The 24,002-nt window shown below is 34.6% G+C and carries 28 protein-coding genes, 13 tRNA genes and 1 pseudogene; 8 read left to right on the top strand and 34 right to left on the bottom strand.

The genetic code is table 11. From position 1 onward, the window contains the following. Positions 1-86: 86 nt before the first annotated feature. A tRNA-Gln gene (locus ACEPSS_RS07145) sits at positions 87-159 on the bottom strand. 104 nt (positions 160-263) lie between these two features. Between ACEPSS_RS07145 and ACEPSS_RS07150 the strand changes: the two genes are divergently transcribed. After that, positions 264-337, top strand: a tRNA-Glu gene (locus ACEPSS_RS07150). Between the two features lie 143 nt (positions 338-480). Further along, the gene (locus ACEPSS_RS07155; protein ID WP_395318702.1) at positions 481-1,020 is read left to right on the top strand and encodes a metal-dependent hydrolase; all 540 of its coding nucleotides are present in this window, start codon (positions 481-483) and stop codon (positions 1,018-1,020) included. 78 nt (positions 1,021-1,098) lie between these two features. On the opposite strand, the gene ACEPSS_RS07160 is transcribed toward ACEPSS_RS07155, so the two are convergent. Continuing rightward, positions 1,099-1,314, bottom strand: coding sequence for a transcriptional regulator (locus ACEPSS_RS07160; protein WP_395318704.1), 216 nt, complete (start codon positions 1,312-1,314; stop codon positions 1,099-1,101). Positions 1,315-1,576: 262 nt separating this feature from the next. Here ACEPSS_RS07160 and ACEPSS_RS07165 point away from each other — a divergent pair, with 262 nt between their 5' ends. Continuing rightward, positions 1,577-2,206 carry a LexA family protein gene (locus tag ACEPSS_RS07165; protein ID WP_395318706.1) on the top strand — a complete coding sequence of 210 codons (630 nt, stop codon included), beginning with the start codon at positions 1,577-1,579 and terminating at the stop codon, positions 2,204-2,206. A 117-nt stretch (positions 2,207-2,323) separates the two neighbouring features. Here the strand turns inward: ACEPSS_RS07165 and ACEPSS_RS07170 are convergent, their stop codons facing one another. Next, complete coding sequence (locus ACEPSS_RS07170) at positions 2,324-2,578, bottom strand: CsbD family protein (protein ID WP_395318708.1); 255 nt, start codon at positions 2,576-2,578, stop codon at positions 2,324-2,326. A gap of 305 nt (positions 2,579-2,883) precedes the next feature. Here ACEPSS_RS07170 and ACEPSS_RS07175 point away from each other — a divergent pair, with 305 nt between their 5' ends. The 3 genes and pseudogenes from ACEPSS_RS07175 to ACEPSS_RS07185 all read left to right on the top strand — a co-directional run. Beyond that, positions 2,884-3,717 carry an Ltp family lipoprotein gene (locus ACEPSS_RS07175; RefSeq protein ID WP_395318710.1) on the top strand — a complete coding sequence of 278 codons (834 nt, stop codon included), beginning with the start codon at positions 2,884-2,886 and terminating at the stop codon, positions 3,715-3,717. 52 nt (positions 3,718-3,769) lie between these two features. Next, positions 3,770-4,309 (top strand): DUF5067 domain-containing protein, encoded by a 540-nt coding sequence (locus ACEPSS_RS07180; RefSeq protein WP_395318712.1) that lies wholly within the window; start codon positions 3,770-3,772, stop codon positions 4,307-4,309. Positions 4,310-4,568: 259 nt separating this feature from the next. Then, positions 4,569-4,888: pseudogene (locus tag ACEPSS_RS07185) on the top strand (tyrosine-type recombinase/integrase); the annotation flags it as partial. A 177-nt stretch (positions 4,889-5,065) separates the two neighbouring features. Here ACEPSS_RS07185 and ACEPSS_RS07190 read toward each other — a convergent pair. The 11 genes from ACEPSS_RS07190 to ACEPSS_RS07240 all read right to left on the bottom strand — a co-directional run bounded on the left by ACEPSS_RS07190 (position 5,066) and on the right by ACEPSS_RS07240 (position 6,111). After that, positions 5,066-5,150 (bottom strand) — tRNA-Leu (locus tag ACEPSS_RS07190). Positions 5,151-5,178: 28 nt separating this feature from the next. Further along, a tRNA-Cys gene (locus tag ACEPSS_RS07195) sits at positions 5,179-5,249 on the bottom strand. Positions 5,250-5,304: 55 nt separating this feature from the next. Continuing rightward, a tRNA-His gene (locus tag ACEPSS_RS07200) sits at positions 5,305-5,377 on the bottom strand. Between the two features lie 14 nt (positions 5,378-5,391). Beyond that, positions 5,392-5,462, bottom strand: a tRNA-Trp gene (locus ACEPSS_RS07205). A 5-nt stretch (positions 5,463-5,467) separates the two neighbouring features. Next, positions 5,468-5,550, bottom strand: a tRNA-Tyr gene (locus ACEPSS_RS07210). A gap of 5 nt (positions 5,551-5,555) precedes the next feature. Then, a tRNA-Phe gene (locus ACEPSS_RS07215) sits at positions 5,556-5,628 on the bottom strand. A 56-nt stretch (positions 5,629-5,684) separates the two neighbouring features. Continuing rightward, a tRNA-Asp gene (locus ACEPSS_RS07220) sits at positions 5,685-5,759 on the bottom strand. A gap of 8 nt (positions 5,760-5,767) precedes the next feature. Then, positions 5,768-5,840 (bottom strand) — tRNA-Val (locus ACEPSS_RS07225). A gap of 4 nt (positions 5,841-5,844) precedes the next feature. Next, a tRNA-Glu gene (locus tag ACEPSS_RS07230) sits at positions 5,845-5,916 on the bottom strand. A gap of 19 nt (positions 5,917-5,935) precedes the next feature. Next, positions 5,936-6,027 (bottom strand) — tRNA-Ser (locus ACEPSS_RS07235). A gap of 11 nt (positions 6,028-6,038) precedes the next feature. After that, a tRNA-Asn gene (locus ACEPSS_RS07240) sits at positions 6,039-6,111 on the bottom strand. Between the two features lie 270 nt (positions 6,112-6,381). Here ACEPSS_RS07240 and ACEPSS_RS07245 point away from each other — a divergent pair. Beyond that, complete coding sequence (locus ACEPSS_RS07245; protein ID WP_395318714.1) at positions 6,382-7,035, top strand: VTT domain-containing protein; 654 nt, start codon at positions 6,382-6,384, stop codon at positions 7,033-7,035. Here the strand turns inward: ACEPSS_RS07245 and ACEPSS_RS07250 are convergent. The 18 genes from ACEPSS_RS07250 to ACEPSS_RS07335 all read right to left on the bottom strand — a co-directional run bounded on the left by ACEPSS_RS07250 (position 7,032) and on the right by ACEPSS_RS07335 (position 21,371). After that, entirely contained in the window at positions 7,032-7,676 is a 645-nt protein-coding gene (locus ACEPSS_RS07250) for a TIGR01906 family membrane protein (protein WP_395320522.1), read from the bottom strand. The two genes, ACEPSS_RS07245 and ACEPSS_RS07250, sit on opposite strands and share 4 nt — an antisense overlap. Next, positions 7,660-8,439, bottom strand: a complete 780-nt coding sequence (locus ACEPSS_RS07255) for a TIGR01457 family HAD-type hydrolase (RefSeq protein ID WP_395318716.1) — start codon at positions 8,437-8,439, stop codon at positions 7,660-7,662. Before ACEPSS_RS07255 ends, ACEPSS_RS07250 begins: the two co-directional genes overlap by 17 nt. 5 nt (positions 8,440-8,444) lie before the next feature. Next, entirely contained in the window at positions 8,445-8,966 is a 522-nt protein-coding gene (locus ACEPSS_RS07260) for a YutD family protein (RefSeq protein WP_395318718.1), read from the bottom strand. Further along, complete coding sequence (locus tag ACEPSS_RS07265; protein WP_395318719.1) at positions 8,956-10,353, bottom strand: bifunctional metallophosphatase/5'-nucleotidase; 1,398 nt, start codon at positions 10,351-10,353, stop codon at positions 8,956-8,958. The genes ACEPSS_RS07260 and ACEPSS_RS07265 overlap by 11 nt, the downstream gene beginning before the upstream one ends. 118 nt (positions 10,354-10,471) lie before the next feature. Further along, complete coding sequence (locus ACEPSS_RS07270) at positions 10,472-11,320, bottom strand: fructosamine kinase family protein (RefSeq protein WP_395320524.1); 849 nt, start codon at positions 11,318-11,320, stop codon at positions 10,472-10,474. A 24-nt stretch (positions 11,321-11,344) separates the two neighbouring features. Beyond that, positions 11,345-12,676 carry an amino acid permease gene (locus ACEPSS_RS07275; protein ID WP_395320526.1) on the bottom strand — a complete coding sequence of 444 codons (1,332 nt, stop codon included), beginning with the start codon at positions 12,674-12,676 and terminating at the stop codon, positions 11,345-11,347. Between the two features lie 138 nt (positions 12,677-12,814). After that, a complete protein-coding gene (locus tag ACEPSS_RS07280) occupies positions 12,815-14,008 on the bottom strand; it encodes an acetate/propionate family kinase (RefSeq protein ID WP_395318721.1) in 1,194 nt (397 codons plus the stop codon). Between the two features lie 10 nt (positions 14,009-14,018). Beyond that, the gene (locus tag ACEPSS_RS07285) at positions 14,019-15,035 is read right to left on the bottom strand and encodes a class I SAM-dependent methyltransferase (RefSeq protein WP_395318723.1); all 1,017 of its coding nucleotides are present in this window, start codon (positions 15,033-15,035) and stop codon (positions 14,019-14,021) included. A 200-nt stretch (positions 15,036-15,235) separates the two neighbouring features. Further along, positions 15,236-15,670: a competence type IV pilus minor pilin ComGF gene (locus tag ACEPSS_RS07290; RefSeq protein WP_395318725.1), complete on the bottom strand. Its 435-nt coding sequence runs from the start codon at positions 15,668-15,670 to the stop codon at positions 15,236-15,238. Further along, positions 15,651-15,827, bottom strand: a complete 177-nt coding sequence (locus ACEPSS_RS07295) for a type II secretion system protein (protein WP_395318727.1) — start codon at positions 15,825-15,827, stop codon at positions 15,651-15,653. The genes ACEPSS_RS07290 and ACEPSS_RS07295 overlap by 20 nt, the downstream gene beginning before the upstream one ends. Next, the gene (locus ACEPSS_RS07300) at positions 15,814-16,257 is read right to left on the bottom strand and encodes a prepilin-type N-terminal cleavage/methylation domain-containing protein (RefSeq protein WP_395318729.1); all 444 of its coding nucleotides are present in this window, start codon (positions 16,255-16,257) and stop codon (positions 15,814-15,816) included. Before ACEPSS_RS07300 ends, ACEPSS_RS07295 begins: the two co-directional genes overlap by 14 nt. Next, a complete protein-coding gene (gene comGC / locus ACEPSS_RS07305; protein ID WP_395318731.1) occupies positions 16,241-16,540 on the bottom strand; it encodes a competence type IV pilus major pilin ComGC in 300 nt (99 codons plus the stop codon). The genes ACEPSS_RS07300 and comGC overlap by 17 nt, the downstream gene beginning before the upstream one ends. Continuing rightward, positions 16,540-17,550: a type II secretion system F family protein gene (locus tag ACEPSS_RS07310; protein WP_395318733.1), complete on the bottom strand. Its 1,011-nt coding sequence runs from the start codon at positions 17,548-17,550 to the stop codon at positions 16,540-16,542. The genes comGC and ACEPSS_RS07310 overlap by 1 nt, the downstream gene beginning before the upstream one ends. Beyond that, positions 17,519-18,487 carry a competence type IV pilus ATPase ComGA gene (comGA, locus tag ACEPSS_RS07315; protein ID WP_395318734.1) on the bottom strand — a complete coding sequence of 323 codons (969 nt, stop codon included), beginning with the start codon at positions 18,485-18,487 and terminating at the stop codon, positions 17,519-17,521. The genes ACEPSS_RS07310 and comGA overlap by 32 nt, the downstream gene beginning before the upstream one ends. Positions 18,488-18,567: 80 nt before the next feature. Further along, the gene (locus ACEPSS_RS07320; protein ID WP_395318736.1) at positions 18,568-19,305 is read right to left on the bottom strand and encodes a YebC/PmpR family DNA-binding transcriptional regulator; all 738 of its coding nucleotides are present in this window, start codon (positions 19,303-19,305) and stop codon (positions 18,568-18,570) included. A 77-nt stretch (positions 19,306-19,382) separates the two neighbouring features. Then, a complete protein-coding gene (gene ccpA, locus ACEPSS_RS07325; RefSeq protein ID WP_395318738.1) occupies positions 19,383-20,390 on the bottom strand; it encodes a catabolite control protein A in 1,008 nt (335 codons plus the stop codon). Between the two features lie 114 nt (positions 20,391-20,504). Further along, positions 20,505-20,963, bottom strand: coding sequence for a hypothetical protein (locus tag ACEPSS_RS07330; protein WP_395318740.1), 459 nt, complete (start codon positions 20,961-20,963; stop codon positions 20,505-20,507). A gap of 24 nt (positions 20,964-20,987) precedes the next feature. Further along, the gene (locus ACEPSS_RS07335) at positions 20,988-21,371 is read right to left on the bottom strand and encodes a DUF948 domain-containing protein (protein ID WP_395318742.1); all 384 of its coding nucleotides are present in this window, start codon (positions 21,369-21,371) and stop codon (positions 20,988-20,990) included. A gap of 146 nt (positions 21,372-21,517) precedes the next feature. Here ACEPSS_RS07335 and ACEPSS_RS07340 point away from each other — a divergent pair, with 146 nt between their 5' ends. Further along, entirely contained in the window at positions 21,518-22,516 is a 999-nt protein-coding gene (locus ACEPSS_RS07340; protein ID WP_395318744.1) for a mechanosensitive ion channel family protein, read from the top strand. A 44-nt stretch (positions 22,517-22,560) separates the two neighbouring features. Here ACEPSS_RS07340 and ACEPSS_RS07345 read toward each other — a convergent pair whose 3' ends face one another. Both ACEPSS_RS07345 and murI read right to left on the bottom strand, forming a co-directional pair. Further along, the gene (locus ACEPSS_RS07345; RefSeq protein ID WP_395318745.1) at positions 22,561-23,151 is read right to left on the bottom strand and encodes an XTP/dITP diphosphatase; all 591 of its coding nucleotides are present in this window, start codon (positions 23,149-23,151) and stop codon (positions 22,561-22,563) included. Beyond that, positions 23,141-23,956, bottom strand: a complete 816-nt coding sequence (gene murI, locus ACEPSS_RS07350; protein ID WP_395318747.1) for a glutamate racemase — start codon at positions 23,954-23,956, stop codon at positions 23,141-23,143. The genes ACEPSS_RS07345 and murI overlap by 11 nt, the downstream gene beginning before the upstream one ends. Positions 23,957-24,002 lie beyond the last annotated feature (46 nt).

Consider the following 24,002-nt stretch of genomic DNA (forward strand, 5'->3'; position numbering starts at 1 on the left):
TCACATTATAATGGTTTACTTTTAATTATCATAACAAAAAAGCGATACCCGTAATTGGATATCGCTTTTGATTTAGAAAATGTAAATTGGGCATGCGGGATTCGAACCTGCACATTATGGATTCAGAGTCCACTGCCTTACCAATTTGGCTAATGCCCAATAAATTACAATAATAATCTTACAATGATTAAATAGCTATGTCAATTTGAAATCAGCGTTGACACAAGTGAATTATATGCGTAAAATTAAATTTGTTATATCATTGCCCGTTGGTCAAACTGGTTTAAGACGTCGCCCTCTCAAGGCGGAGTTACGAGTTCGAGTCTCGTACGGGTAATTTAATTCTAAAACACTTAATAAAGCCTTAAAATTGGTTTTATTAGGTGTTTTTATTTTGGAAAAGATACACAAACGTTGATATACGGCTTATAATAAGGGTAGCAAACGTATAATCGAGTTAAATTAAAATAGGAAGAGAAAATGTTAGGAAAAACACACTTGGTATCATCTGAAGCAATTGCTTTAACTGCTGTAAATTATTATTCTGAAACTAATCATGTTACAGTACCGATTTTGATTACCACCCTTATTTTCGCTTCGGTTGGTCTCGGTAGTCTCTTACCTGACATCGATTCTCGTAATAGTGAACTAAATAAAACCACTGTTTTTGGTTTTTTCTATAACCATTTTTTCATCAACGTTAAGCATCGTGGCTTTACCCATACCATCTGGAACGTATTCTTATTCATGTATATCAGTCTTTTACTAGAATCACATTATTTTTACGTTGCGGTATGTGTATTTGGGATTTCAATCGGAATGTTAATTCACATTATTGAGGATAGTTGGTCAGCTAATAGAGTTGATATTTGGTACCCATTTGTCTTAAAGCATAACACTAAACATAGCCACCTCTTCCATTATAAGGTTGGTGGCTTCACGGAAAAATCAATGTATGTTTTATTCTGGGTATTATTGGTAACCTCTTTGAAAAATGCTTACATGATTTATTTAAATTAATAATTGCAAACCAAAAGTGACTGTTCTCAATTGAGTTCAGCCACTTTTTTACTAAACTAAAAATTTATGTAACGTAACCTAACTTTCATCTTTGATGTCTAAAACCTTATAAACTTTTTCACGAATTTTAATTGATTGGGGGTTCATATAACCTTTAATGGCACGGTTCAACTGAACTGGTTTTTCATTAATTAACTTACCTAGTTCAACTTGGGTCATATGACGATCAATTAGCTTCTTTTTGATTTCATCAGTAATCTTTTGAAAGCTTTCTTGTGCTGCTTTTTCTTCCATTTTCATCCCTCTTCTTTGTAATTTATTGATTAAGTTATTGACAATGTTACACTACACAATGTAGTATAAGTTCATAACAAATAAGCAAGTAATTACCATTATAGTAACTGTTTACGCGACAAAACTATTCTGATAATCACTATTTATTCTTAATAAATTCATTGATTAATAACTTACAATATATATTACACTGTGTAATAAATTACCACAAGGTTTTTGTGTGATTTTGTATAGTTTGTTTATAAAAGGACGCAAACCAAATATGTCAACTTTTGAAAATTTAAAATATTATGCGAGTCAACGTGATTTAAGCCTAATCAAGTTAGCTGAAAAAGCTGGTATGAGTGAAAATGCTCTGTATCGCTATAATCAAGGAGTGGAACCAAAATTAAAGACTTTAGAAAAACTAGCGGCCGTTTTAAAGGTCCCTATTTCAAAGTTATCTGATAAGTATCAGGATAAAGATTATATTCCTAAAAATGCGATTATTTATAATGCAGCTGAAATGACTAACTTACCAATTTTAGGTGAAATTGCATGTGGTTCTCCCATCTTAGCTAAACAAAATATTGAAGGCTACATTCCCATCTCCTCAAAAGTTTTGCCAGAGGGAAATAATTTTTGGTTACGGTGTGACGGAGATTCCATGTATCCTACCATTCATGATGGAGCGCTTGTTTTAATTCACCAACAACCTGAAGTTGAAAGTGGTGAAATCGCAGCCGTTTTATTAAATGACAATGAGACAACTTTAAAGCGGGTTCAGTATCAAGGCGACCAAGTAATTCTCGTGCCTGACAATAAGGATCCTGAATATAGACCAATTATTTTAAACAAAAATAATCCTGGTAAAATCATTGGAAAAGCAATTCAAGTTCATTATGCACTATAAGTTAAAGAGCCTAGACTTTCTGTAATCAATCAGAAAGTCTAGGCTCTTATTTTTATGAAATTGATTAAAAAATAAAAACACCTAACAAATTAATGTCGATGCTTTCGTTTTGAATGATTAGTCTTCTAATTCATCTTTAAGATCTGCAGCTTTTTCTTTAAGGTCACCCTTTGCACTCTTTAAGTTTCCACTAATTTTGTCTGAAGTATCTCCAGTAAGTGCACCCTTAACTTGTTCTGCTTTTCCTTGAAGTTGGTCACTTAAAGTATCAGCCTTTTCATTTAATTCAGCTAAGGCATCAGTTTTCTTTAATAAAGTGTATCCTAATGCTAAGTTACCAGCTAAGCTTAATCCTAATAATAAATTTTTCATGGTAAAATTACCTCCAAATTTTAGTTTCATTGATATAAGTAAAATCTATCATTATTGGTGATTAAATTCAACAATAAGCAATTTTAATTATTAATAATCTGTTTCAAACTTTTAACATTAAAGTAGATACAAAAAATAAAACAATATTCCTAATATTCATATACGTAAACTTTTCATTTTTTAACTAATATATTGTTTAAATAAACTTATTTTAATAAACTCTTTTTGTTATAATCAAAAAAAGATGCTATTGATAATATGTGCAAAACTGATTCACATTAAAAGCTGATACAAAGGAGGACAATATGTCTGAAAAAAGAACAAAGAAAAAGTTTTATAAGAGATGGTGGTTTTGGTTATTAGCAGTAATTATTATATTTATATTTGTAGGTGCTAGTGGTAACGATGATAAAAAGAATACCTCTAGTTCAAAAAATAAAACTGAGAAAATAAGTTCAAAGAAAAAGTCTAATGATAATAAAAAAAACACCAAGAAAGATGTTAGTAGCAAAAATAATGTAGCAAAAGCTAAAGTACATAGTGAAGACGATAATGCGTACAAGTCAGCTAGAAAATATATGTCAAACAGTGGACTGTCTAAAAAAGGACTATATGAACAGCTAACTTCTAAATCTGGAGGTAAATTTAATCCTGAAGCTGCTACATATGCTATAAATAAAATCAGTGAAGATGATTATAAAGATGCAGCTGTTACGTCTGCTAAAACGTATTCAAATGACAAGAAAATGTCTGCGAAAGAAGTATATCAACAACTAACATCTGAATCCGGTGATAAATACACTCCGGACGAAGCTAAATATGCAATTGATAAATTACATTTAGATGATATTGAAACAGATAATAAATCTGATGATGAATCAAATTCAAATACATCTAGTAATGATACCAGTTCCAATAATTCTAATTTAGATAAGCCAAGTGAAAATAATCAATCTAAAAATAATTTTCAATCTGGCGACACTGATTCCGCTCAAAGTCAAAAAGTAGTTGGAAATTCTAAAACACATATTTACCACTTAGATGACCAACAAAATTATCGTATGAGTTCAAACAACATTGTTTACTTCAATTCACCTGCCGAAGCAGAAGCTGCTGGATATAGAAAGTCTTTAAGATAATTAATTATGCTAACCCTACGTGATAGTCCAAAACTATACGGAAAATTAAATTATGAAGAAAACACTATTATTATTTTCAACTGTACTACTAGTTTCAATTACCTTAGTTGGTTGTTCGACGAATAGCTCTAGTAAATCATCAAGCAAGAGTGAAACGTTAAATAAACCTAAGCAAGAAAAGTATTACTTTGATGGAAAAACCGCTAAGTTACATGATGTCAAGGTTGAAATTACTAAAACAAAAGTTATAAATCCTGGAGAAAAAGGAAATGAAGATGGTCAAAAACCATTGATTGCTTTTTGGTATAAAGCTACTAATTTATCTGATAAGGATATAGATCCAATTTCAGCATGGGACGCAATTTTTCATGTTTACCAAGATAATGATAAAAACAAATTAAATGAATTAAAAACCGGTCCATTACCTGATGAAGCATATTCAGAATCACAAATTGCACAAATAAAAAAGAACGGTACTGTTGAAAATGCTGTATCTTATGAATTATCAGATGATAAGACACCTGTAACTTTAAAAGCAACTAAAGGGTACGATAACAACGTTATAGGTCAAAAGGTTTACAAGTTAAATTAATCAAATAAAATAATTAGTCATTTTTGTGGCTTTTTATTTTTTACACATTTTAGAGAACGTACGTTCTAGAATGATATTACATGGCAGCTATAAGAAAACGTGGAAAGCTAGAATTGATTAGCGTCTAACTTGTGTACACAGATTGTACACATTGAAATCTTTTTTATTCTATCTTATACCATGTTAATTTTTAAGGATTCCATTAAATCAACGTTTAGGATAAGAATAAATACGGTTGAAACAGTTAAAAACGCCGACTATTAGAGTTAATCCGGAAATGATTGAATTGATTAAAGAATTAAAATCATCTAATTCAGATGCAATCTTTGTTAATCAGTTTGGCACTATCCCTACTTCAAATGCCGTAAACAAGGTTTTAAGAGAAAGCTTAAAAAAACTTGATATAATAAACAAGGATTTCATTTTCACTCATTAAGACATACCCACGTTGCCTACTTACTTTATCATCATGTAGATATTTATATTATCAGTAAAAGACTTGGACATTCAGATATTGGGACCACTACTAAAAAATATTCCTATTTAATTGATGAATATAAAAATCGTGCTAATGATTAAATAGCATCAATTTTAAATAAACTATAAGATATAAAACACTTCCTATTAATGGAAAGTGTTTTTATTTTGGTGTGCATTTGGTGTACAAACTTAAGAACTTCCACAAACGTCAGCAAACAAAAAAGGCTCTGTATCAACGTTTTACCGTTTATACAAAGCCTTTGAAAAACTTATTTATGCCGAGAGCGGGGGTCGAACCCGCACGATCGCAATGATCACTGGATTTTGAGTCCAGCGCGTCTGCCAATTCCGCCATCTCGGCAAGAGCTTACTTGATTGTGACAATACTAAGGCGGTAGTCGGATTTGAACCGACGATAAAGGTTTTGCAGACCTCTGCCTTACCACTTGGCTATACCGCCATAAATCATTTGAATCAATTGCCCTCTTCTTGCACTAATGCAAGACAATCAAAAGGGCGGTAGATGGGAATCGAACCCACGCGTGTCGGTACCACAAACCGATGTGTTAACCACTTCACCACTACCGCCATAACATCATAAACAGGGATGACAGGAATCGAACCCGCACTAGCGGTTTTGGAGACCGAGGTACTACCGTTATACTACATCCCTATTAATGGAGGGGAGTGGATTCGAACCACCGAACCCGAAGGAGCGGATTTACAGTCCGCCGCGTTTAGCCAGACTTCGCTACCCCTCCATAAATGGCGCTGGACAGAATCGAACTGCCGACACACGGAGCTTCAATCCGTTGCTCTACCAACTGAGCTACAGAGCCATACCATTTATGTTTATGCTGTTTATTTAATTTTATAGTTGCATAACCTGCAACAACGGTCCGTACGAGACTCGAACTCGTGATCTCCTGCGTGACAGGCAGGCGTCTTAAACCGACTGGACCAACGGACCAAAATATATGGAAGATACAGGGATCGAACCTGTGACCTCCTGCTTGTAAGGCAGATGCTCTCCCAGCTGAGCTAATCTTCCAAAATGACCCGCACGGGATTCGAACCCATGTTACTGCCGTGAAAGGGCAGTGTCTTAACCACTTGACCAGCGGGTCATACTAATAATTATTCTTACGGAGAGTGAGGGATTCGAACCCTCGAAACAGACGTTCATCCGTTTACATCATTTCCAATGATGCTCCTTCGGCCAACTCGGACAACTCTCCATAATACAATACTCCGACAGGCGGGCTCGAACCGTCGACAACCTGATTAACAGTCAGGTGCTCTACCAACTGAGCTATGTCGGAATAACAAGTCAATGTTAATTGTCTCATCAGACAACTACATAATAATAACACGTTGAGAAGTAAATCGTCAAGGATTATTTTTAAAATAATCTTTGAGGTAAAAGTCTTACGACTTCCCTCACCGGCATAAATAATATTACCAATAATGATTGAATGAGTCAATATTTTTTTCAAATAAATTTAAGCAAATTTAATTTTTATGCCTGCAATTGTTTGTTAGAATATAAGTATTGCATAAAAGACATTTATGAATGGAGATTTATACCTAATATGAGCACATTGATTGACTTTGTTTTACACATTGATAAACATTTAATTACCATTGTTAATAACTTTGGTGATTGGACCTATCTTATTTTATTTCTGATTATCTTAGTAGAAACTGGAGCTGTCATTCTTCCATTTCTACCTGGAGATTCCCTACTTTTTGCGGCAGCAGCTTTATCGGCTAACCCTAAATATGGGCTGAACATTTGGATTTTTATTATTTTATTCCTAATTGCTTCCATAACTGGTGACTCATTGAACTTTTTCATTGGAAAGAAAGTTGGAATGGCAATTACCGAAAATCGTTTTCTTAGCAGATTTATTAAGAAAAAAGATTTTGAACATGCCCGTACTTTCTTTGACAAATATGGAGCAGTGGCAATTTTCATCGCCCGTTTTATGCCAATTGTCAGAACATTTGCCCCCTTCGTTGCTGCTAGTAGCGATTACAGCTACAGTAAGTTCATCAGATACAATTTAACTGCTTGTTTCGCCTGGGTGGCCCTTTGTTGCGGTGGTGGTTATTTCTTTGGTAACATTCCCTTCGTACAAGAACATTTCTCAGTTGTTGTAATTTCAATTATTTTAATTTCATTAATTCCCGTCATCGTTGGAATCGTTAAAAGTCATCTTAATAGCAAAAAAGAACAAGCCTAGGGCCTGTTCTTTTTTATTTGCAATTTTCCATAACCATAAAACCCGAGTAATAACAAAATCAACAAGCCAAACCAGACCGCAAAACAAAATAAAAAATACTGATCTGGTAAAACCTTAATGATGGGATCCTTTTGGGGATTAAATACCCAATTATGATTAGGAAAAACTAAGCGATGTAAATAAATGAAAATATCATTAAAATCAATTAGACAAATTAGCATGATGAGTCCAATCATAACTAAAACTCGTTTCAAATAATCCGTCAATTTCCACAATTGTTGCTGAATTGTTTTTTTAAACCAAGCCACGATTAAATAAATCCCACTCATAGCCAATGTAAAATGATTTAGCATGACTAGTTTACGTACATCCGTAAAATGCTCATATGCGCCTCTAGACAAGTGATAATGAGCTAAATTCATTCCTTTAGCAAATGGATTTTGAATAAAATCAGTCATTACTCTCAAATTATGTAACAAAATTTGATTGGAAACCTGATATTTTACGGTCAAATTCAAATATCTAATTACTAATTCATAAATAAAACTAGCGTTAGTTACGAAAAAAGTGCTCAACGTGATTGAAAATAACACAATCATCGTTAAGAGCACGTAATCTCGTTTATTATAAAATCCATTCATCAAAGTTATCAATCTCACTCGTCGGTTTTTGGTCTAATTTAGCAATTTCTTCCCGTTTTGAAACTCCAGAATACACTAATAAAGTATCGACGCCAGCTTTAATTCCAGCAGAAATATCAGTATCATAGTTATCCCCGACCATAACTACTTCATCTTTTTGTAAGCCCATTCGTTTTACTGCATTATTGACAATTAAATCGTTGGGTTTTCCAATAATGAATGGGTCGGTTTGGGTCGCATACCGGACCGAATCAATAATTGAGCCAGCACTTGGAATCATCCCTTGCTCACTAGGGATTAAAGTATCTGCATTGGTCCCAATAAATTTAACGCCTGCATTCACATAAAGCACTGCTTGTGCCAGTTTTTGGTAGGTTAAATCTCGATCTAAAGCTACCACTACATAACTAGGATTAGTGGAATATAAATCAAATCCACTTTCGGTTAGCAATTGTTTTAGCCCCACTTCTCCAATTACATAAGCGCTTTTTGTCAAGTGATGCTGTTTAGCATCATTAAGCAAATATTCAGTAGTGGCTTGTCCTGAGGTATAAACGTTGCTTTCAGTGACAAAAATATCGTGATTATCAGCTAAATTTTTAACTACATCAGCTGGCTGTTTAGTGGTATTATTCGTCACAAATAAAAAAGGAAGCTTATTTGCTTGCAAGCGTTCGACAAACCTTCGTGCTGCTGGAATCTTAATTTTACCTTGGTAAATAGTTCCATCGAGATCAATTAAATAGCCTTTATACTTTTTCATGAATACTAATCCTCACCTTTTTGCCGAATTGTAAATTTACGATGGCGATTTTGTTTAACTGGTCTTGCTGCTTGATGCTTTGGTTTATTATCATGATTTTTCCGTACGTTAGGTTGATGATTACGTTTACGAACGTGCGGAATATTTTTTTTAAGCTCACTTACTTTGCTTGCTTCAAGATTATGCAAAACAAAATAACTAGAACCAAAATTACAATAATCAATCAAATAATCTTCAATAGCACTCTTTTTCAAATCACTTTCAACGTTGCGTTTATCTTCATAAAAGCCCTTTAAGCGTAACTGACCATAGCCAATATCACCCACGATGTAATCATAATGCGTAAAAATTGGATTAAAAGCATTTTCAAATTGCCCTAATTCAAAACCATCGTTCTTATTCACGATTAAATTATATAAATGGCCGTTAATTTTTAAGGTATTTTCGTCAACCTTTTTTATATCAGCAAATTTAGTCCGAGTATCTCTGCGAGTTTCAATTAATTCTTCAATTTCACTATGTTTCATTTTTTTCATTCCTTATCGGATATTTTTTTGCTAAATATTCAGCAAAAATTTGTTTTAAAGTTCCTTCAAAATAAATTTTATTCTTCCCAGCAATTGCAACGGTAGGGAAAAACGGAATAAATTCATAATGATCAATTAAACCAATTTTATATTTTTTAAATAACTTAACCGGTTTATCATGCCAAAAGACCTTTTTCTGCTTAGCATCATAACTAATTCCAGAATAAACTAATAAACCAAAGTTTAAGCCCCGAAAGCCCATTCCTTTTTGTACAAAATGGATCAAGAACTTTTTATTTTTTTCCATTTCTTGAATGAGACGAATCAAATCAAAGCCCCACAGTTCTGTTTTCATTGCATGAATATTGTGTGGAAGCACTTGTTGAATCTGACTCATATCAACGATTCCCTTAGGGAGGTCCTTCAAAAATAGACCCGTATTTAAAACAGCCGCTTCCGTTTCGGTATACGCTTCTAGTGCCTTTAAGCCAGTCTTAATCATATCATTATCTGACTCTAACGCGGTCGTTAAGGGATGGGGTAAATCAGCAATTTTTTGGGTAGCTAGCATGGCCGTTCCCTTCTCTTTAACTTCCGCAATCCATTTTTCATCTCCAGGTTCCACCGCTAATTCACTCGTTTTAACCACTTCAGCATGACGATTAGAAATCGTTTTCCCGTCGATATCAAAAGTAATTACCCCGACATAATGCCCCCATTTTTCCGCTGCCGTTAACAACGTCTGGTTAACCATCTTCCCAGTTGGTAATAAATGATGGGTATGTCCGCCGATAATAATGGAAATTTCTGGAAATCGCTTGGCAATTTCACGATCATAATTAATCCCTAGATGTGAAAGTAATACCAAAACATCATAATCACCGCTCCACTTTTGAACACAATCAGCAATGGTTTCGTATACCGGATGGACATCCCAACCAAGCATTTTAAAAGTTGGATAAGGAAAAGTTAATGCCATAAATCTAATTTTAGAACCATTTGGTAAGACGTAATCAGCATATTTTTCGGCCCATTTCGGGGTCTTGTGGGATAGCTGATCATCAACGTTATCTAAAATAACTTTAAAATTAGATTTATCGTATAAATGTTCCAAATCCGCATGGGAATTGGTTAAAACCTCATTATTTCCAATTGTAGCAACATGATAATGAAGTTGATTTAAAAGGCTAACATTAACTTGTCCATTAGTAACATCAGTCAATGAGTTTGACCGATCCATGGCATCACCATCATCAACGCGAAAAACCGTATAGTCCTCAGCTTCCAGTGCTTCAGTTTTACTTTGCATAAACCGTTTAATCTTAGGGAAGTTTTCAAAATGCGAATGTAAATCATTAGTATGTAAAATAGCTACTTTAGCTTTCATCTTCATTCCCCTTTTCTAGCATCTCTACTAATTTTACCATCTCTCAAAATTTTAAACAGACAAAAAGGCCTCATCCCAAAACAGCAGATGAGCACCTCTATTAAAATTATTTGATTACTTACTCAAACGAAGCCAAAATTCGATCTAATAATGATCCATAGCTTTCGCCAAAATAATAGACATGCATTAAAGCATAATAAAATTGGTACCATCCAACCCGGTTTTCAAAACCTGGTTCTAATGGATACGTATCATTATAGCCCTGATAAAAATCATCATTAAAGCCACCAAAGACAGTGGTAATTCCAAGGTCAAATTCACGATCACCGTAAAAAACATCTGGATCAATTAACATTGGTTGCTGATTAGCGGTAAAAATTGCATTTCCAATCCATAAATCACCATGCAAAAGACTAGGGATGATTTCATGGTTTTGGTCATAATCAATGACTTGCTGTTTTAAAATTCGATAATGCGTCTCACGAAATTGATTCCAATGGCCGCTTTCTTTAGCAAGTTTAATCAATGGTTCTAGTCGTTGAGCAATATAGAACCTAGACCAACTCGTTTGCCACGTATTAATTTTTGGGAATTTACTAGCCGTAAAGTTATGATCCAATCCAAATTTTTGCTGGTGAATTTGGTGGACTTTGGCAACCATTTTTCCCAATTCATACTGGTTACCAGTTCCAACCTCAATCCAAGCTAAGAGTAAAAAACCATCATGGTCAATTTCCCCGTAATCAATTACCGTGGGAACATTGGCTGCTTGTGACAATAATTTAATTCCTTCTACTTCATGAGCAAAAAATGCTTTCCCCCGCTTAGGTTGGGCTTTTAAAAACAGCCGTCCTTCATCACTAATCACTTCGTAGGAATCATTAATATCACCACCAGCAACTGGTTTTAAGCTTTTAATATTGGTGAGTGGTAATTGAGCTAACCATTGCTTTGATAATTTTTTCATCATTTGCCTCTTAATCAATTAACATTATTGAACTTTATAATTTGCAAATAAATACATTCCGATTAACCAAACTACCGAACCAACTAAGGCAATTAAAGTTGAGACTTGGAAAAGAAGGACAATTGAAACCATTACCATAAAGGCAATTACAAATAAGTTAGAGTATGGGAATAATGGCATCTTAAATGGCAAGGCCTTAGTTTCTTCCGTACTCAATGATTTACGATATTTGTAATGTGTTACTACAATTAATGACCAAATGAATAAGAAACAAGTCGTTGCCACACTAGAAATAAAATCAAATACCCCAGTTGGCATAATAATATCAAGAATAACTGATAAAGCAATCAATAACGTACATAACAGAATCGCGTTACTTGGAAGCCCACGTTTTGAAAGCGTTCCTAATTTTTTAGCAAATTTGTTTTTGCTACCAGAAGTAAGTGAATATAACATTCTTCCAGTGGTGAACACGGCACTATTACAAGCCGAAGCTGCAGCTGTAAGCACTACGAAGTTCACAATGGCTGCGGCTGATTTGATTCCAATTCCTTGGAAAACTTGGACAAACGGACTTGAATCAGGGGAAACATACGTCCATGGATAGATACACATCAAGGCCACTAATGCCCCAATATAGAATAAGATAATTCGAACGGGAACATCGTTAATACATTTAGGAATGATTTTTTGTGGATCTTTAGTTTCTGAAGCTGTCATCCCAATCATTTCTACCCCAACAAAACTGAAAACCACCATTTGGAAAGATAGGAAAAATCCACCAAATCCATGAGGGAAGAAACTACCATTCGTGATATTACTAACGGAAGCATGACCAACTGGGGTCTGATAGTTAATTGCAACTAAGACTACCCCAACACCAATTAGAACTAAGATAGCAATCACTTTAATGATTGCAAACCAGAATTCAGTTTCGCCAAAAGCAGAAACAGTAATTGAATTCATAAAGAACAAAATTACCAATAAGAATAATGCCGTTACCCAAATTGGAAGACTAGGATACCAAAATTGCATGTACAATCCGGCGGCCGTAATTTCAGCCATGGCAATCGTTATCCAACAAATTAAATAGGTCCATCCTGCAACAAATCCAGTTTTTTTACCTAGATATTTATCAATAAAATCAATGAATGAAACACTGCTAGTATGTGATAGCAATAATTCACCTAAAGCTCTCATCAAGAAGAAACAAGCTAATCCAGCAACTAAATATGCTAATAAAATTGATGGTCCCGCCAAGTGAATTGATTTACCAGCACCTAAGAAAAGTCCAGTTCCAATCGTTCCTCCAAGCGCAATCAGTTGAACATGGCGGCTTTTTAAGCCTCGTTCCATGTTTGGTTCATTTTTTTCAGCCAAATTAAATACGTCCTTTCAAATTAACAAATAGATTACTTAAATTATACTTGTTTTTAACTTATTTGTCTAAATAAAAAAGACACTTGTTTAAAAAGTGTCTATAATTATTTAAATTTATTTATTTGCTAAAGTTTGAACGTCACGAACAATCATTAATTCTTCATCAGTTGGAACTAATAAAGTTTTAATCTTTGAATCTGCTGCACTAATATCTCTAACAACGCCACGAACATCATTCTTTTCGTTATCAACACCGATGCCAAAGTAGTTCAATCCATCGGTAATTTCTTTACGAATGGTAATACTGTTTTCACCAACACCAGCAGTAAAGACAATGGCATCCGCACCACCCATTTCGGCAATGTAAGCACCAACGTAACGAATAATCCGGTTAACGTAAATTTCACGAGCGACTTTAGCACGTGGATCAGTTGCTTGAGCTGCTTCAACTTCACGCATATCAGCAGAAACACCAGAAATTCCAAGTAAACCAGACTTGGTGTTAAGAACTTTAATCATTTCATTGATATCAGTCATTCCTTCTTTTTCCATTACATATGCAAGTAATGAAGGATCAACGTCACCTGAACGTGTAGCCATTGTAATCCCGGTTACCGGTGTGAATCCCATTGAAGTATCGTATGACTTACCATTTTTAACCGCACAAATTGAAGCACCAGCACCTAAATGCATAATTACCATCTTTAAATCTTCGGCAGGTTTGCCAATTAATTCTGCAGCACGTTGACTTACGTAACGGTAACTAATTCCGTGGAATCCATATTTACGAGCACTGTATTTTTCGTAATATTCATAAGGAAGACTGTACAAGAAATTCTTTTCAGGAATGGTAGCGTGAAAGGCAGTATCAAAAACAGCTACACTGATAATATCAGGTAAAACTTTCTTAAAAGCTTTAATTCCTAACACGTTAGCTGGTTCATGAAGAGGAGCTAATTCAGTTAAACTTTCAATTTTTTTCAAGACATCAGGAGTAATAATCACTGATTTATCAAAGTATTCACCACCAGCAACTACCCGATGACCAACCCCATTGATTTCTGAATATTCTTTAATAATATCAAGGTCTAACAATTGATCTAACAGAATTTGAATGGCTTGTTCATGATTTTTAACATCAGTAGTTTCTTCATATTTCTTGCCATCACCATATTTAATTTCCACATGTGAATCAGGCAAAGAAATTCTTTCAATAACCCCTTCAGCTAAAGTTTTTTCTTCAGGCATTTCGTATAATTTAAACTTTAAGGTTGAACTACCAGCATTCACCGCAATAATTTTACTCATGATTTTCTCCTTATTTTTCCAATAAATCTTTTTCTTCCCAGTCAACAATTTCTTGCATGAATTTTTGAAAGGCATCGGCATCTTTGAAAGATGGAAATTCTCCAAGCATAACTTTTTTAGCTTGTTTAGCTCCATTACCACGTTTTTGTAAAATCATAATTGCTTTTTGGGCACTTTCCGTTAAAAATAATTCTTTTGGTAAATTTAAAACACCTTGCAAATAGACCGAGTCTTGCATCCATTTTAACAAACCTTTTGCTTCTTTAGTTTGAAATAAGTTACTTGGAACAAGAAAAACGGCAAAATCACCATCTTTTAAATGTTTAATTGATTGTTCGATTAATAGGTGGTGAACATAGGAATGACCGTCACTCGCCTTAGTGGCAAAATCGACTGTATTTTCATCGATTGGATAATAACCAATTGGAAGATCAGCAACCACTAAGTCAACCTTTGGAATATCAATTTCAGCAATACTATCTTGATGAATCAATTCAATATCTAATCTTTGTAATTTGGCACTAATGCTAGCAACTGAAATCATGGAATCGTCATTATCAATCCCAATTCCAGAAACGTGTTCGTGCAATTCTAAATTAAGTTGATTCATCACGGCAGTTAAAAGATTACCTGATCCAACTACTGGATCAAGCACTTTTACTGAGTCGCGATTTTTATAGAGACGCAAAATCAAATATCCCATAATATAGGCAATTGTATCTGGGGTAATTTGGTGAATTGCTTGAATTTTATCAACTTTAATTGCTCTAATCATAGCCATTTGGATTGCTCGACGAATCGAAGGAGCATCCATCTTTTTATAATCAACGGTCTTATAAAGTTCTGTCAATTCTTTGACAACTTTTTCATTTGGGACTCCATCTTCAACACGTACTGTTCCATTATCAATCAGGTTATCAGCGGTTTCGATGAAAGCATCCAAATAAGAAGTATTAAGGGCTTGCATTAATACTTGAGTAGATTGATCAAAGACTTGATATAAATCTGTCGTATCTTTTTCAGACAATATCTTCAGCTCCTTTTAGCTTGTATCTAAGGTTAATAGTACCGAAAAAATCGACATTTTTCAAGATTCAGTCTTTGATTGTTCGTTCCATTTGCTTAATTCTTAAATTATTCGAATTAATTTGTGTATTTGCGGTTTTTAACTGATAGTTGAGTACTATAGCAACTAGCATTAAAAAAAGCACCGCAATAAAAGTGAGACTACCTTTCCTTGGGTAACTTACTGGTAAATTCATAATTTTTATCTCCTAATTTAATTGTTGAAATCACCTGATCCTGGTGAATTTTCCAACTTGCAGTCTCAACGTGCAAAATTAACGGCATATAACCCCCGTCCGCTGTTTTCATTTTTATTTGATCTTTATAACGACTAACAATATAATTTTTCTTTTCCGTTTGACTGTATAAATATAATTGATTATTTTTAATCATCACACTTTTAAACGCGAACTGTTTTGATTCAATTAAATCTAGATAACGAAAAATTTCACTGGCTTGCTGTTGGTTTAAATTATTTTGCCGCATTTGCTGAAACGTAAAGCCAATTAAACTAACGGCAATTGAAATAATTAGTAAAGAAAAAATGGTCTCCACAAGGGAAAAACCATTTCTCAATTTATTTATGCTTAAATTCATAGATTCTCCGTGTTTCCATTAATTTATGATTGCTTTGTCTCAATCGATTATTCATAACTTGACTCATTTCAAAGTACAAGGTAACGGCCATACAAATAATTACAAGACCCACTAAGGTATCAATGAGGGTAAATCCTGAACGTTTAATAATCTTCACAATAATAAATCCCCCATCCCAATTGAAATTTTTGATGAATTCCACAGTGACGATTTTGTGAATACCAATTTAAAGTTTGAGGTTTAACGAAACCTTTGTCGGTAATTCTAATTTCATGAACCTCAATCGGTCGTAAACCGTCCGGCATCTGCACGCGTTGATATTCAAAATGATTATTTTTGAATTGCTCAAAAAGCACAATGTTTTTATCTGGACGAACCCGTACATCTGTAATTTGACCATGGTCTTTGGCAGCTTGAATCGACGAATTCCATTGTTCATCAAAACAACGCCAAAAGGCTTTTTCTTGAATATTTTTTTGGGGAAACATGGCCATTAAAAAAACTAAAAGTGCCATAATCAAGGTACTGATGGCAAGCACGATTAAGGTTTCTACTAAGGTAAAACCAGGTCTAATCCTTTTTGGCATGGTTCCCTTGAATGGTAATCTTTTCTTCCGTTGCTTGTTTAGCTTGCTTTTTGGTTAGATAATTGGTTTCCACTAGTTTGTCAAAAGTAACATTGCTATCAGAATGTTCATCTTCATAAGCATCAATTTGAGTCTGTACCACGTTCACCATGGCGTTTCCGTGAACCGAATTAGCATGGTCTTTTTGAGAACTTAGGTTAGGAATAATAATCAAAATCAAAAGTGAAATAATAAATATAACTACGGTCATTTCAATAAGGGTAAAACCTTTTCGTTTTTTCATTAATAAATATTCTCCATCGAATGATATAGGGGCAACAACATTTTTAAATACGTAACGACGATTGTAATTCCAATAATTACAAAAGCAGTTGGCTGGATTAAACTAATTAATTTTTCTGATTTTTTGATGAGCCGTTGAAAACATAATTTACTCAAAGCCCGTAAGTTTTTGGCTAACATCTCATTCGTACTACCATTTGATAAAAAAATAACGAGCTCATTAGAAACAAAGTGGTAACGTTTAAAAATCTGTTCAATGGCAAGTCCTTGGTTCAAGGATTGATCCATTTCCTGACCAATTTCAAATAGAAGGGTCCGCTCTTTAAATTTGGCAAAAACTTGAACGATTTTACGTAAATCTAATCCATTTTGTAACATGATTGCTAGATTACTGGTCAAATAGTATTCATAGTAGGCACTGAAAATTGATCCTAATAAGGGCAGCCGGGCTAATACGTTGGCTTTATAAATGGCTTTTTTAGCCAGAAAATCTTTACCTCGATAAAATCCAAAGATGCTAACAAAGCCTAACAAAACAATGGCTAAATAAGTTAGCCAATTTTGGGTTGGTTTCAGTTGGCCTAACGCATCCGTTTCTGGCAAAACAAACAACTTAATCGCCACTAATAGCAAAATTAAAATGAAAAATAACATTAATGGATAAATCGCAATATCGCGAATCTTGTTGCTTTGTTTCAACCGCAGTTGGATAAAATCACTAATTTCTTGCATTCCATTTTCAATTTTTCCGTGTTCGTCCGCAATCAATAGTTGTTGGTACATCGCGTTATTCAAAAAGAATTTCATTGATTGTGGTAACGAATAGCCACTCTTTAATCCCTGTTCGACCTTCAAAATTACTTTGTGATTCTTTTTTGAAACCGTTCTGATGAACGCTAAGGCTTGTGAAATGGAAAAACCAATTTTCATTAATTCTGAGATTGTCGAAAAAATAAAAACTTGCTGTTGCAATGACAACTTATCCAAATTGGTATTTCTTCTGAACTTCATTAGAAATTACTCCTTTTTCGTATAGATGTTGTAGCTTGTCTTTCCAATCAATCATTTCGTGGGTTTGTTTTTCAATCATTTCTAAACTCAAAACGGAAATTAAAGCTTGATTATCTCCGGCAAGATTAGGGAGCAATCGTTGATAAACCACTGAATTAATGGCGCTTTTTAATTGTTGATAGTTAATACCTAATTCCAACAGTCGCTGCACTACCCCCGCGGGTGTCTTCGCATGAACCGTCGTAAAAACCAAGTGCCCACTTAAAGCCGCCCGAACGGCAATTTTAGCTGTTTGTTCATCCCGAATTTCACCAATAATAAAAACATCGGGCCGTTGCCGTAAGCCAACTTTTAAGAGGTTCGCATAGCTCATGTCAGCCTTATCATTAACTTCTAATTGTAAAAATCGGTCTTCAAAAATTTCAACTGGATCTTCAATTGACATAATGACCTCATTTTCGTGTAATGAACGAGCTACTTTATAAATCGTACTGGTTTTCCCTGATCCCGTTGGCCCTGCAAAAATCATCAATCCCCTTTGTATCGATAATGTTTTTAGTTTATTCAGCATTTGTTCTTCGAAAAACTGACAATCATCGTTTCCGTTATCATAAATGATTCGCATGACTAACGATTCATGATGATTAAACGTTCCCACCGATGACAGTCGAATTCTTAAATTCATCTTTTGATACTCGTATGACAATGATCCTAATTGAGGCCGCCGTTTCTCTGAAACTGACATTCCACTTTGATATTTACAAAAAGTGATGATTCTTTGTGCTTTTTCAAATGAAATTTCAGATAATTGAATTACACCTTTAACTGTATGGATTTTAACTTCATAATTATTGCTTTTCGGCAAAAAGTAAATATCAGAAGCACGCTGTTCCACTGCTAATTCAATTATTTGATCAAATAACTTACTAATTTCCATATTTTCACATCCTTTTTTATAAGATACGAAAAAAGACCCAATCTAATTTAAAGATTGAGTCTTTTTGGAAATCGATTTAATTATTCAGCATCTTCAGGTAAAACAGCTGCTTCGTAAACGTCTTGAACATCATCATTTTCAGATAATTCATCAATCAATCCCGTATATTGCGCAATTTTATCTTCAGGTACTTCTGTAACAGTCTGTGGGAATAGACGAACTTCAGAGTTATCTAGTTTGTAGCCGGCAGCTTGTAAAGCATCCCGAACTGCAACCATATTTGAAGGTGCCGTGAAGATTTGGTATTCGTCTTCAGTAGCTTTCATATCGTCAGCACCAGCATCTAAAGCTGCCATTAACATTGTATCTTCATCATCGTCAGTTTCGTCACGTAAAACAACAACGTAACCCTTACGATCAAAATTGTAAGAAACTGAACCATTAGTTCCTAAAGAACCACCATGGTGAGTAAATGCAGAACGAACTGCTGCGGCCGTCCGATTTTTATTATCGGTCAAAGTTGAAACCATGACAGCAGTTCCACCAGGTCCATAACCTTCATAAGTTACTTCTTCGAAGTTAGCTCCACCAACACCAGAAGCTTTGTCTAAAGCACGTTGCACGTTATCTTTAGGCATATTTGCAGCTTTGGCTTTTTCTAATTCAAGTCTTAATTGTGGGTTGCCATCTGGATCAACTCCACCTGATTTAGCAGCTTGATATAAGTTACGTGAAATCTTTTGGAAAATTTTACCTCTTTTGGCATCTTGAGCGTTTTTACGACCCTGAATATTATGCCATTTTGAATGTCCTGACATGATTCAGCACTCCTCTCTTTAACTGAAATTAACAGTTTCGATTATACCAACAAAAACCGCTATAATCAAATTTACTGCTATTTTGTTGAATTTCTTTCTTTTAGGCCAAACGGAAGCAAAATATCTCGTTCGGCAACTTCTTCATTTTTCATCAATTTAGTCAACAAGCGCATAGATACCGCCCCAATATCATAAAGAGGTTGAGTAATCGTTGACAACATTGGCCGTGTCATTTCCGTTAACTTCGTATTATCACTAGTAGCAACTTCAAATTGGTCTGGCACATTAATTCCACTGTCAGACATTGCATTCATAATTCCAGCAGCTAAATCGTCGTTACTAACCACCGCTGCGGTAATTTCTTCTTGGACAAGCTTGTTTCTTAATTGATAGCCACTGTCATACGTAGCTTGATTAGCATCAATTAAGAGCGTTTTGCGAAATGGAATCCCTGCATCTTGTAAAGCATCTTTGTAACCTTCAATTCGATAATCTTTATTAATGGAACGATCTAAATGCGCTGCCACAAAGGCAATTCGATCATTTCCATTTCTCAATAAAGCATTAGTTTGCGCATAAACTGCCTTCCGATAATCAATGTTAACGCTGTTAAACTGGTTTTTGGCGTCTACTGATCCGGCCAAAACGACTGGAATCCGTTCTTCACTCATTTCAGAACGAACCGCATCACTAATTTCATTACCCATAAAGATAATCCCATCAACTTGCTTAGAATATAAGGTATTAAGCGCTTTGATTTCTTTCTTTTCGTCCCCATCCGAATTCGTCAAAATGATGTTATATTGGTACATTTCGGCAATATCATCAATTCCTCGAGCTAAAGCTGCAAAATAAGAATTCGTTACGTTAGGAATAATTACTCCTACCGTGGTCGTCTTCTTGCTAGCAAGTCCTCTAGCTACATCATTAGGTCGATAATTCAAACGTTTAACCACTTCTAAAACTTTTTGTTCCGTTTCTGGTTTAACGTTGTGATTGTGATTAACCACCCGTGAAACGGTTGCCATTGAAACTGAAGCTTCGCGTGCTACATCATAAATTGTGACCGTTTCCTTTTTTTTCATTCCAGTCGACCCTCTTTCCTTATGCACATCTTAACTACAAGAATAGCAGAGTAACCGTTTACATTCAAGCAAATAAAAAAGACCATTAAAAAATGGTCTTTCCTTAAATTATAATTAATCGCGATGTTCTTCAGTTGTTTTCTCAACAATGCGGTCATCATTATCATTTTCAGTTGAAAAGGCATCATCCATATCTAAAGTGATATCATCTGATTCCTTATCTTTTTCAAGATCTTGTTCAGGTGTTTTAGGAACGGGAATTAAACTTAAGTAAGTTTGTAATTCGCCTAAATCTTCTTTTAAATCTAAAATTTTGTTGCTAACTTTTTCGCTAACATCATCAAAAGAATCTTTATAGTTATCAACTCGATCACTAGCTGAATCCTTTGCATCAGCAAATGAATCAGCTGCGTAGTATGCGTAATCAACCGCACGATCTTTAGCATCTTCGACAGCATCTAGAACTGTATTTCTAAGTTCGTATTGCTTTTCTTCATTGAGTGAATGGTAAGCAGCAAATGCAGCAGCTCCACCGAGAATTGTTCCTAAAAATAAACCCTTTTTAAAACTCATAATGTTCTCCTTTTTCAACGAAAATTATTTTTTCTTATTCTTTTTTGAAAACAACTTAATTGCAGTATTAGCCATTACGCTAAGAATTGAAGTTTTAGTAAATAAATTCATTTTATTTCTCAAGCTATCAGTTGTATGCTTAGCTTTTTCAGTGGCTTCACTGATGGTACTACCTAAATCAGCTGCAGCTTGAAATACTGGGTCAATTTGGTCAATTCGATCATTAACATTATCAATTAAATCACTAGCGTTGTCGCTTAATTCGTTAATATCAATGGTAATTGAATCTAAATTACGACTAGCATTATTTACAGCCTTAACTAGATTAAGTAAAAAGATTCCGATAAAGATTACTAGTACAGCAAAAGCAATTGCGGCGATTAAACCGGCTATTTGTCCAACAGTCATTGAACTACCTCCTAATGATTTATAACAAGTTAAGAATATCATTATTTCATAATAATGACAATTATTGCAACCACTAATCGTATTAAAATAATTGATTTTTTGCTATAATTGGAAACATCAATAATTATAAATGAGGTACAGATTATATGAAATATGGTTTATTTTTGAATGTTACCAACGAAACTTTAAAACAATACACCAAAAATAATTTTTTAAATAAATTTTTGAATAAATTTGATTTTGATGAAATTTTATGGAGTTTAACGACTAAAGTAGTCAGCATTATCCTAATTTCAATTTTATTTTTTATCATTACCGAAACGGGCCGCAAAGTAATTGATCATTTATTTAAAAAATATCAATTTAAGTTAGATGCTTCTACAAGTGATAACACAATTGATAATTCTAAAATTATGATTAAACGGCGCAATAAAACCATCTATACTTTGACCCAAAATGCGTTTCACTACTTAGTGATTTTCTTTTGGCTCTATTCTATTTTATCAATCATTGGAATTCCAGTCGGAACTTTAATTGCAGGAGCGGGAATTTTCAGTTTGGCAATTGGATTGGGAGCTCAAGGATTCGTAAGCGACATTGTCAGTGGATTCTTTATCCTCTTTGAACATCAAATTGATGTCGGTGAACACGTTATTATTAACGATACTAACGGAATTGTAGCTGCCATTGGTTTAAGAACCACCCAAATTCGCAGTTCTAACGGAACTTTGAATTTTATTCCTAATCGTGATATTACTACCATTTCAAATCTTTCACGGGGGAATATTTCAACATTAGTTAACGTTCGCATTATGCCCAACTCTCCAATTAAAAAGATTGAAGATATTATGAGCCAAGTCAACGAACAAAAAAAGGGAACCAATGCCAATGTAATTGGAGACCCGTTGATTTTTGGAACGGTTTATCTCAACGATGGTTCACTTGCGATACAAGTGGTCATTACTGCTCGTAGTGGAACTGAAAGCAAGATTCAAGCCGATTACCTAGCTGCCTATCTAAAGGCACTTAATCAAGCTGGAATCGTAATTCCTATGTCACCGGAGACCGTTGAAGTTCCAGAAAAGCCCCAAAAGAAAGCAGAATCAAAACCAGTTACCATTACTAATCCACTTCCTAACAAATAAAAATAAGCTTTGCTCTGAAATTGATCAGAACAAAGCTTATTTTTTTACCACCAATCGTTAATCACTGTTTTTAATTTTTGTAAAGCCCGACCCCGATGACTAATTTGATTCTTTTCGTCATCCGTCATTTCTGCCATGGTCTTGTGCATACTAGGTACGTAAAATAATGGATCGTAACCAAATCCATTTTCTCCGTGCTTTTCCTTAGTAATTTCACCAGAAACAATTCCACTAACATGAATTTTTTCACCATCTGGTTTTACCCCAACTAATGAAGTATGGAAGTAAGCATTTCGATCATCAGAATGGCCAAGTCGTTTCAACAACTTAGCATTATTAGCATCATCATCATGATCACCAGCATAACGAGCTGAATAAATTCCTGGTTCATTGTTAATTGAAGGCACTACTAGCCCTGAATCATCCGCAAAGACCGGTAACCCAATTGCTTTTGCAACCGTAGTAGCTTTAATCGTTGCATTTTCTTCAAACGTCTTACCGTCTTCCACAATTTCTGGAATATTCGCAAAATCTTTAATTGATTTGACCGTGTATCCCATTGGTTCTAACATTTCTTTAAATTCACGTAATTTGTTTTGGTTACCAGTTGCGATTACAATTTCTTTATTTGTCATATTCTTTAAGCTGATTTGGCGTAATCAACTCTGAACCCACCTTTCGATTTAACCATTGAGAAGCTACCTCATTAAAGTGGGCAACTCCTTTAGTTGTAAAGTATTTAACGTTTGCTTGGTTCGCTTCATTTAATGAAGCAGTTTGTTGTAAAATTTGCTTAGCGACATTGACCGTTTCGTACCCGGGATCAATTAACTGCACTTGATCACCAACTACTTGTTGAATTAACTCAGCAATAATGGGAAAATGCGTACATCCTAAAACTAACGTATCAATGCCAGAATCGATAATTGGAGCTAACCCAGCTGCAATCGTATCTTTGGCAGCTTGTGAATTATAATCCCCCTTTTCCACTAACGGAATAAAGGTCGGACAAGCTAATCCAACTACTTCTATTTTGGGATTAAGCTTTTGAATTTCATCACGATAAGCATGACTATTAATGGTAACATTCGTCCCAATGATTCCAATCTTTCCATTTTTGGTAGCTTTAACGGCAGCACTACTTCCTGGCTTAATCACGCCCACTACTGGAATTGATAATTTAGTTTGCAAGTCATTAAGTGCTGAAGCAGTTGCCGTATTACAGGCCACCACCATACACTTGGCGTTTTGCTTTTCAAAAAAGTCACCAATTTCCATACTATAATCAATTACCTGATTCACACTTTTTTCGCCATAAGGCATATGTGCTTCATCACCTAAATAGATCATATTTTCCTGAGGAAGTTCTTTAAGCGCCACTTTTAAAACGGTTAGACCCCCAATACCGGAGTCCATAAACGCAATTGGCTTTGAATTCATAGCGTTTCCTCCTCTTTCTATAGTTTTATTATACTCATAATTGACG

It is taken from the genome of Fructilactobacillus frigidiflavus, from assembly GCF_044054575.1.
GTDB classification, from domain to species: domain Bacteria; phylum Bacillota; class Bacilli; order Lactobacillales; family Lactobacillaceae; genus Fructilactobacillus; species Fructilactobacillus frigidiflavus.

Bases quoted from the DNA above. Each gene is read 5' to 3' on its own strand.
- ACEPSS_RS07250 (WP_395320522.1), bottom strand. From the start codon at position 7,676: ATGAATGGATTTTATAATAAACGAGATTACGTGCTCTTAACGATGATT.
- ACEPSS_RS07170 (WP_395318708.1), bottom strand. From the start codon at position 2,578: ATGAAAAATTTATTATTAGGATTAAGCTTAGCTGGTAACTTAGCATTA.
- ACEPSS_RS07260 (WP_395318718.1), bottom strand. From the start codon at position 8,966: ATGAAACATAGTGAAATTGAAGAATTAATTGAAACTCGCAGAGATACT.
- ACEPSS_RS07160 (WP_395318704.1), bottom strand. From the start codon at position 1,314: ATGGAAGAAAAAGCAGCACAAGAAAGCTTTCAAAAGATTACTGATGAA.
- ACEPSS_RS07290 (WP_395318725.1), bottom strand. From the start codon at position 15,670: ATGAATTTAAGCATAAATAAATTGAGAAATGGTTTTTCCCTTGTGGAG.
- ACEPSS_RS07245 (WP_395318714.1), top strand. From the start codon at position 6,382: ATGAGCACATTGATTGACTTTGTTTTACACATTGATAAACATTTAATT.
- ACEPSS_RS07320 (WP_395318736.1), bottom strand. From the start codon at position 19,305: ATGTCAGGACATTCAAAATGGCATAATATTCAGGGTCGTAAAAACGCT.
- ccpA (WP_395318738.1), bottom strand. From the start codon at position 20,390: ATGAAAAAAAAGGAAACGGTCACAATTTATGATGTAGCACGCGAAGCT.
- ACEPSS_RS07345 (WP_395318745.1), bottom strand. From the start codon at position 23,151: ATGACAAATAAAGAAATTGTAATCGCAACTGGTAACCAAAACAAATTA.
- ACEPSS_RS07255 (WP_395318716.1), bottom strand. From the start codon at position 8,439: ATGAAAAAGTATAAAGGCTATTTAATTGATCTCGATGGAACTATTTAC.
- ACEPSS_RS07280 (WP_395318721.1), bottom strand. From the start codon at position 14,008: ATGAGTAAAATTATTGCGGTGAATGCTGGTAGTTCAACCTTAAAGTTT.
- ACEPSS_RS07310 (WP_395318733.1), bottom strand. From the start codon at position 17,550: ATGAAGTTCAGAAGAAATACCAATTTGGATAAGTTGTCATTGCAACAG.
- comGA (WP_395318734.1), bottom strand. From the start codon at position 18,487: ATGGAAATTAGTAAGTTATTTGATCAAATAATTGAATTAGCAGTGGAA.
- ACEPSS_RS07165 (WP_395318706.1), top strand. From the start codon at position 1,577: ATGTCAACTTTTGAAAATTTAAAATATTATGCGAGTCAACGTGATTTA.
- ACEPSS_RS07180 (WP_395318712.1), top strand. From the start codon at position 3,770: ATGAAGAAAACACTATTATTATTTTCAACTGTACTACTAGTTTCAATT.
- murI (WP_395318747.1), bottom strand. From the start codon at position 23,956: ATGAATTCAAAGCCAATTGCGTTTATGGACTCCGGTATTGGGGGTCTA.
- ACEPSS_RS07275 (WP_395320526.1), bottom strand. From the start codon at position 12,676: ATGGAACGAGGCTTAAAAAGCCGCCATGTTCAACTGATTGCGCTTGGA.
- ACEPSS_RS07335 (WP_395318742.1), bottom strand. From the start codon at position 21,371: ATGACTGTTGGACAAATAGCCGGTTTAATCGCCGCAATTGCTTTTGCT.
- ACEPSS_RS07270 (WP_395320524.1), bottom strand. From the start codon at position 11,320: ATGAAAAAATTATCAAAGCAATGGTTAGCTCAATTACCACTCACCAAT.
- ACEPSS_RS07330 (WP_395318740.1), bottom strand. From the start codon at position 20,963: ATGAGTTTTAAAAAGGGTTTATTTTTAGGAACAATTCTCGGTGGAGCT.
- ACEPSS_RS07175 (WP_395318710.1), top strand. From the start codon at position 2,884: ATGTCTGAAAAAAGAACAAAGAAAAAGTTTTATAAGAGATGGTGGTTT.
- ACEPSS_RS07265 (WP_395318719.1), bottom strand. From the start codon at position 10,353: ATGAAAGCTAAAGTAGCTATTTTACATACTAATGATTTACATTCGCAT.
- ACEPSS_RS07340 (WP_395318744.1), top strand. From the start codon at position 21,518: ATGAAATATGGTTTATTTTTGAATGTTACCAACGAAACTTTAAAACAA.
- comGC (WP_395318731.1), bottom strand. From the start codon at position 16,540: ATGAAAAAACGAAAAGGTTTTACCCTTATTGAAATGACCGTAGTTATA.
- ACEPSS_RS07300 (WP_395318729.1), bottom strand. From the start codon at position 16,257: ATGCCAAAAAGGATTAGACCTGGTTTTACCTTAGTAGAAACCTTAATC.
- ACEPSS_RS07155 (WP_395318702.1), top strand. From the start codon at position 481: ATGTTAGGAAAAACACACTTGGTATCATCTGAAGCAATTGCTTTAACT.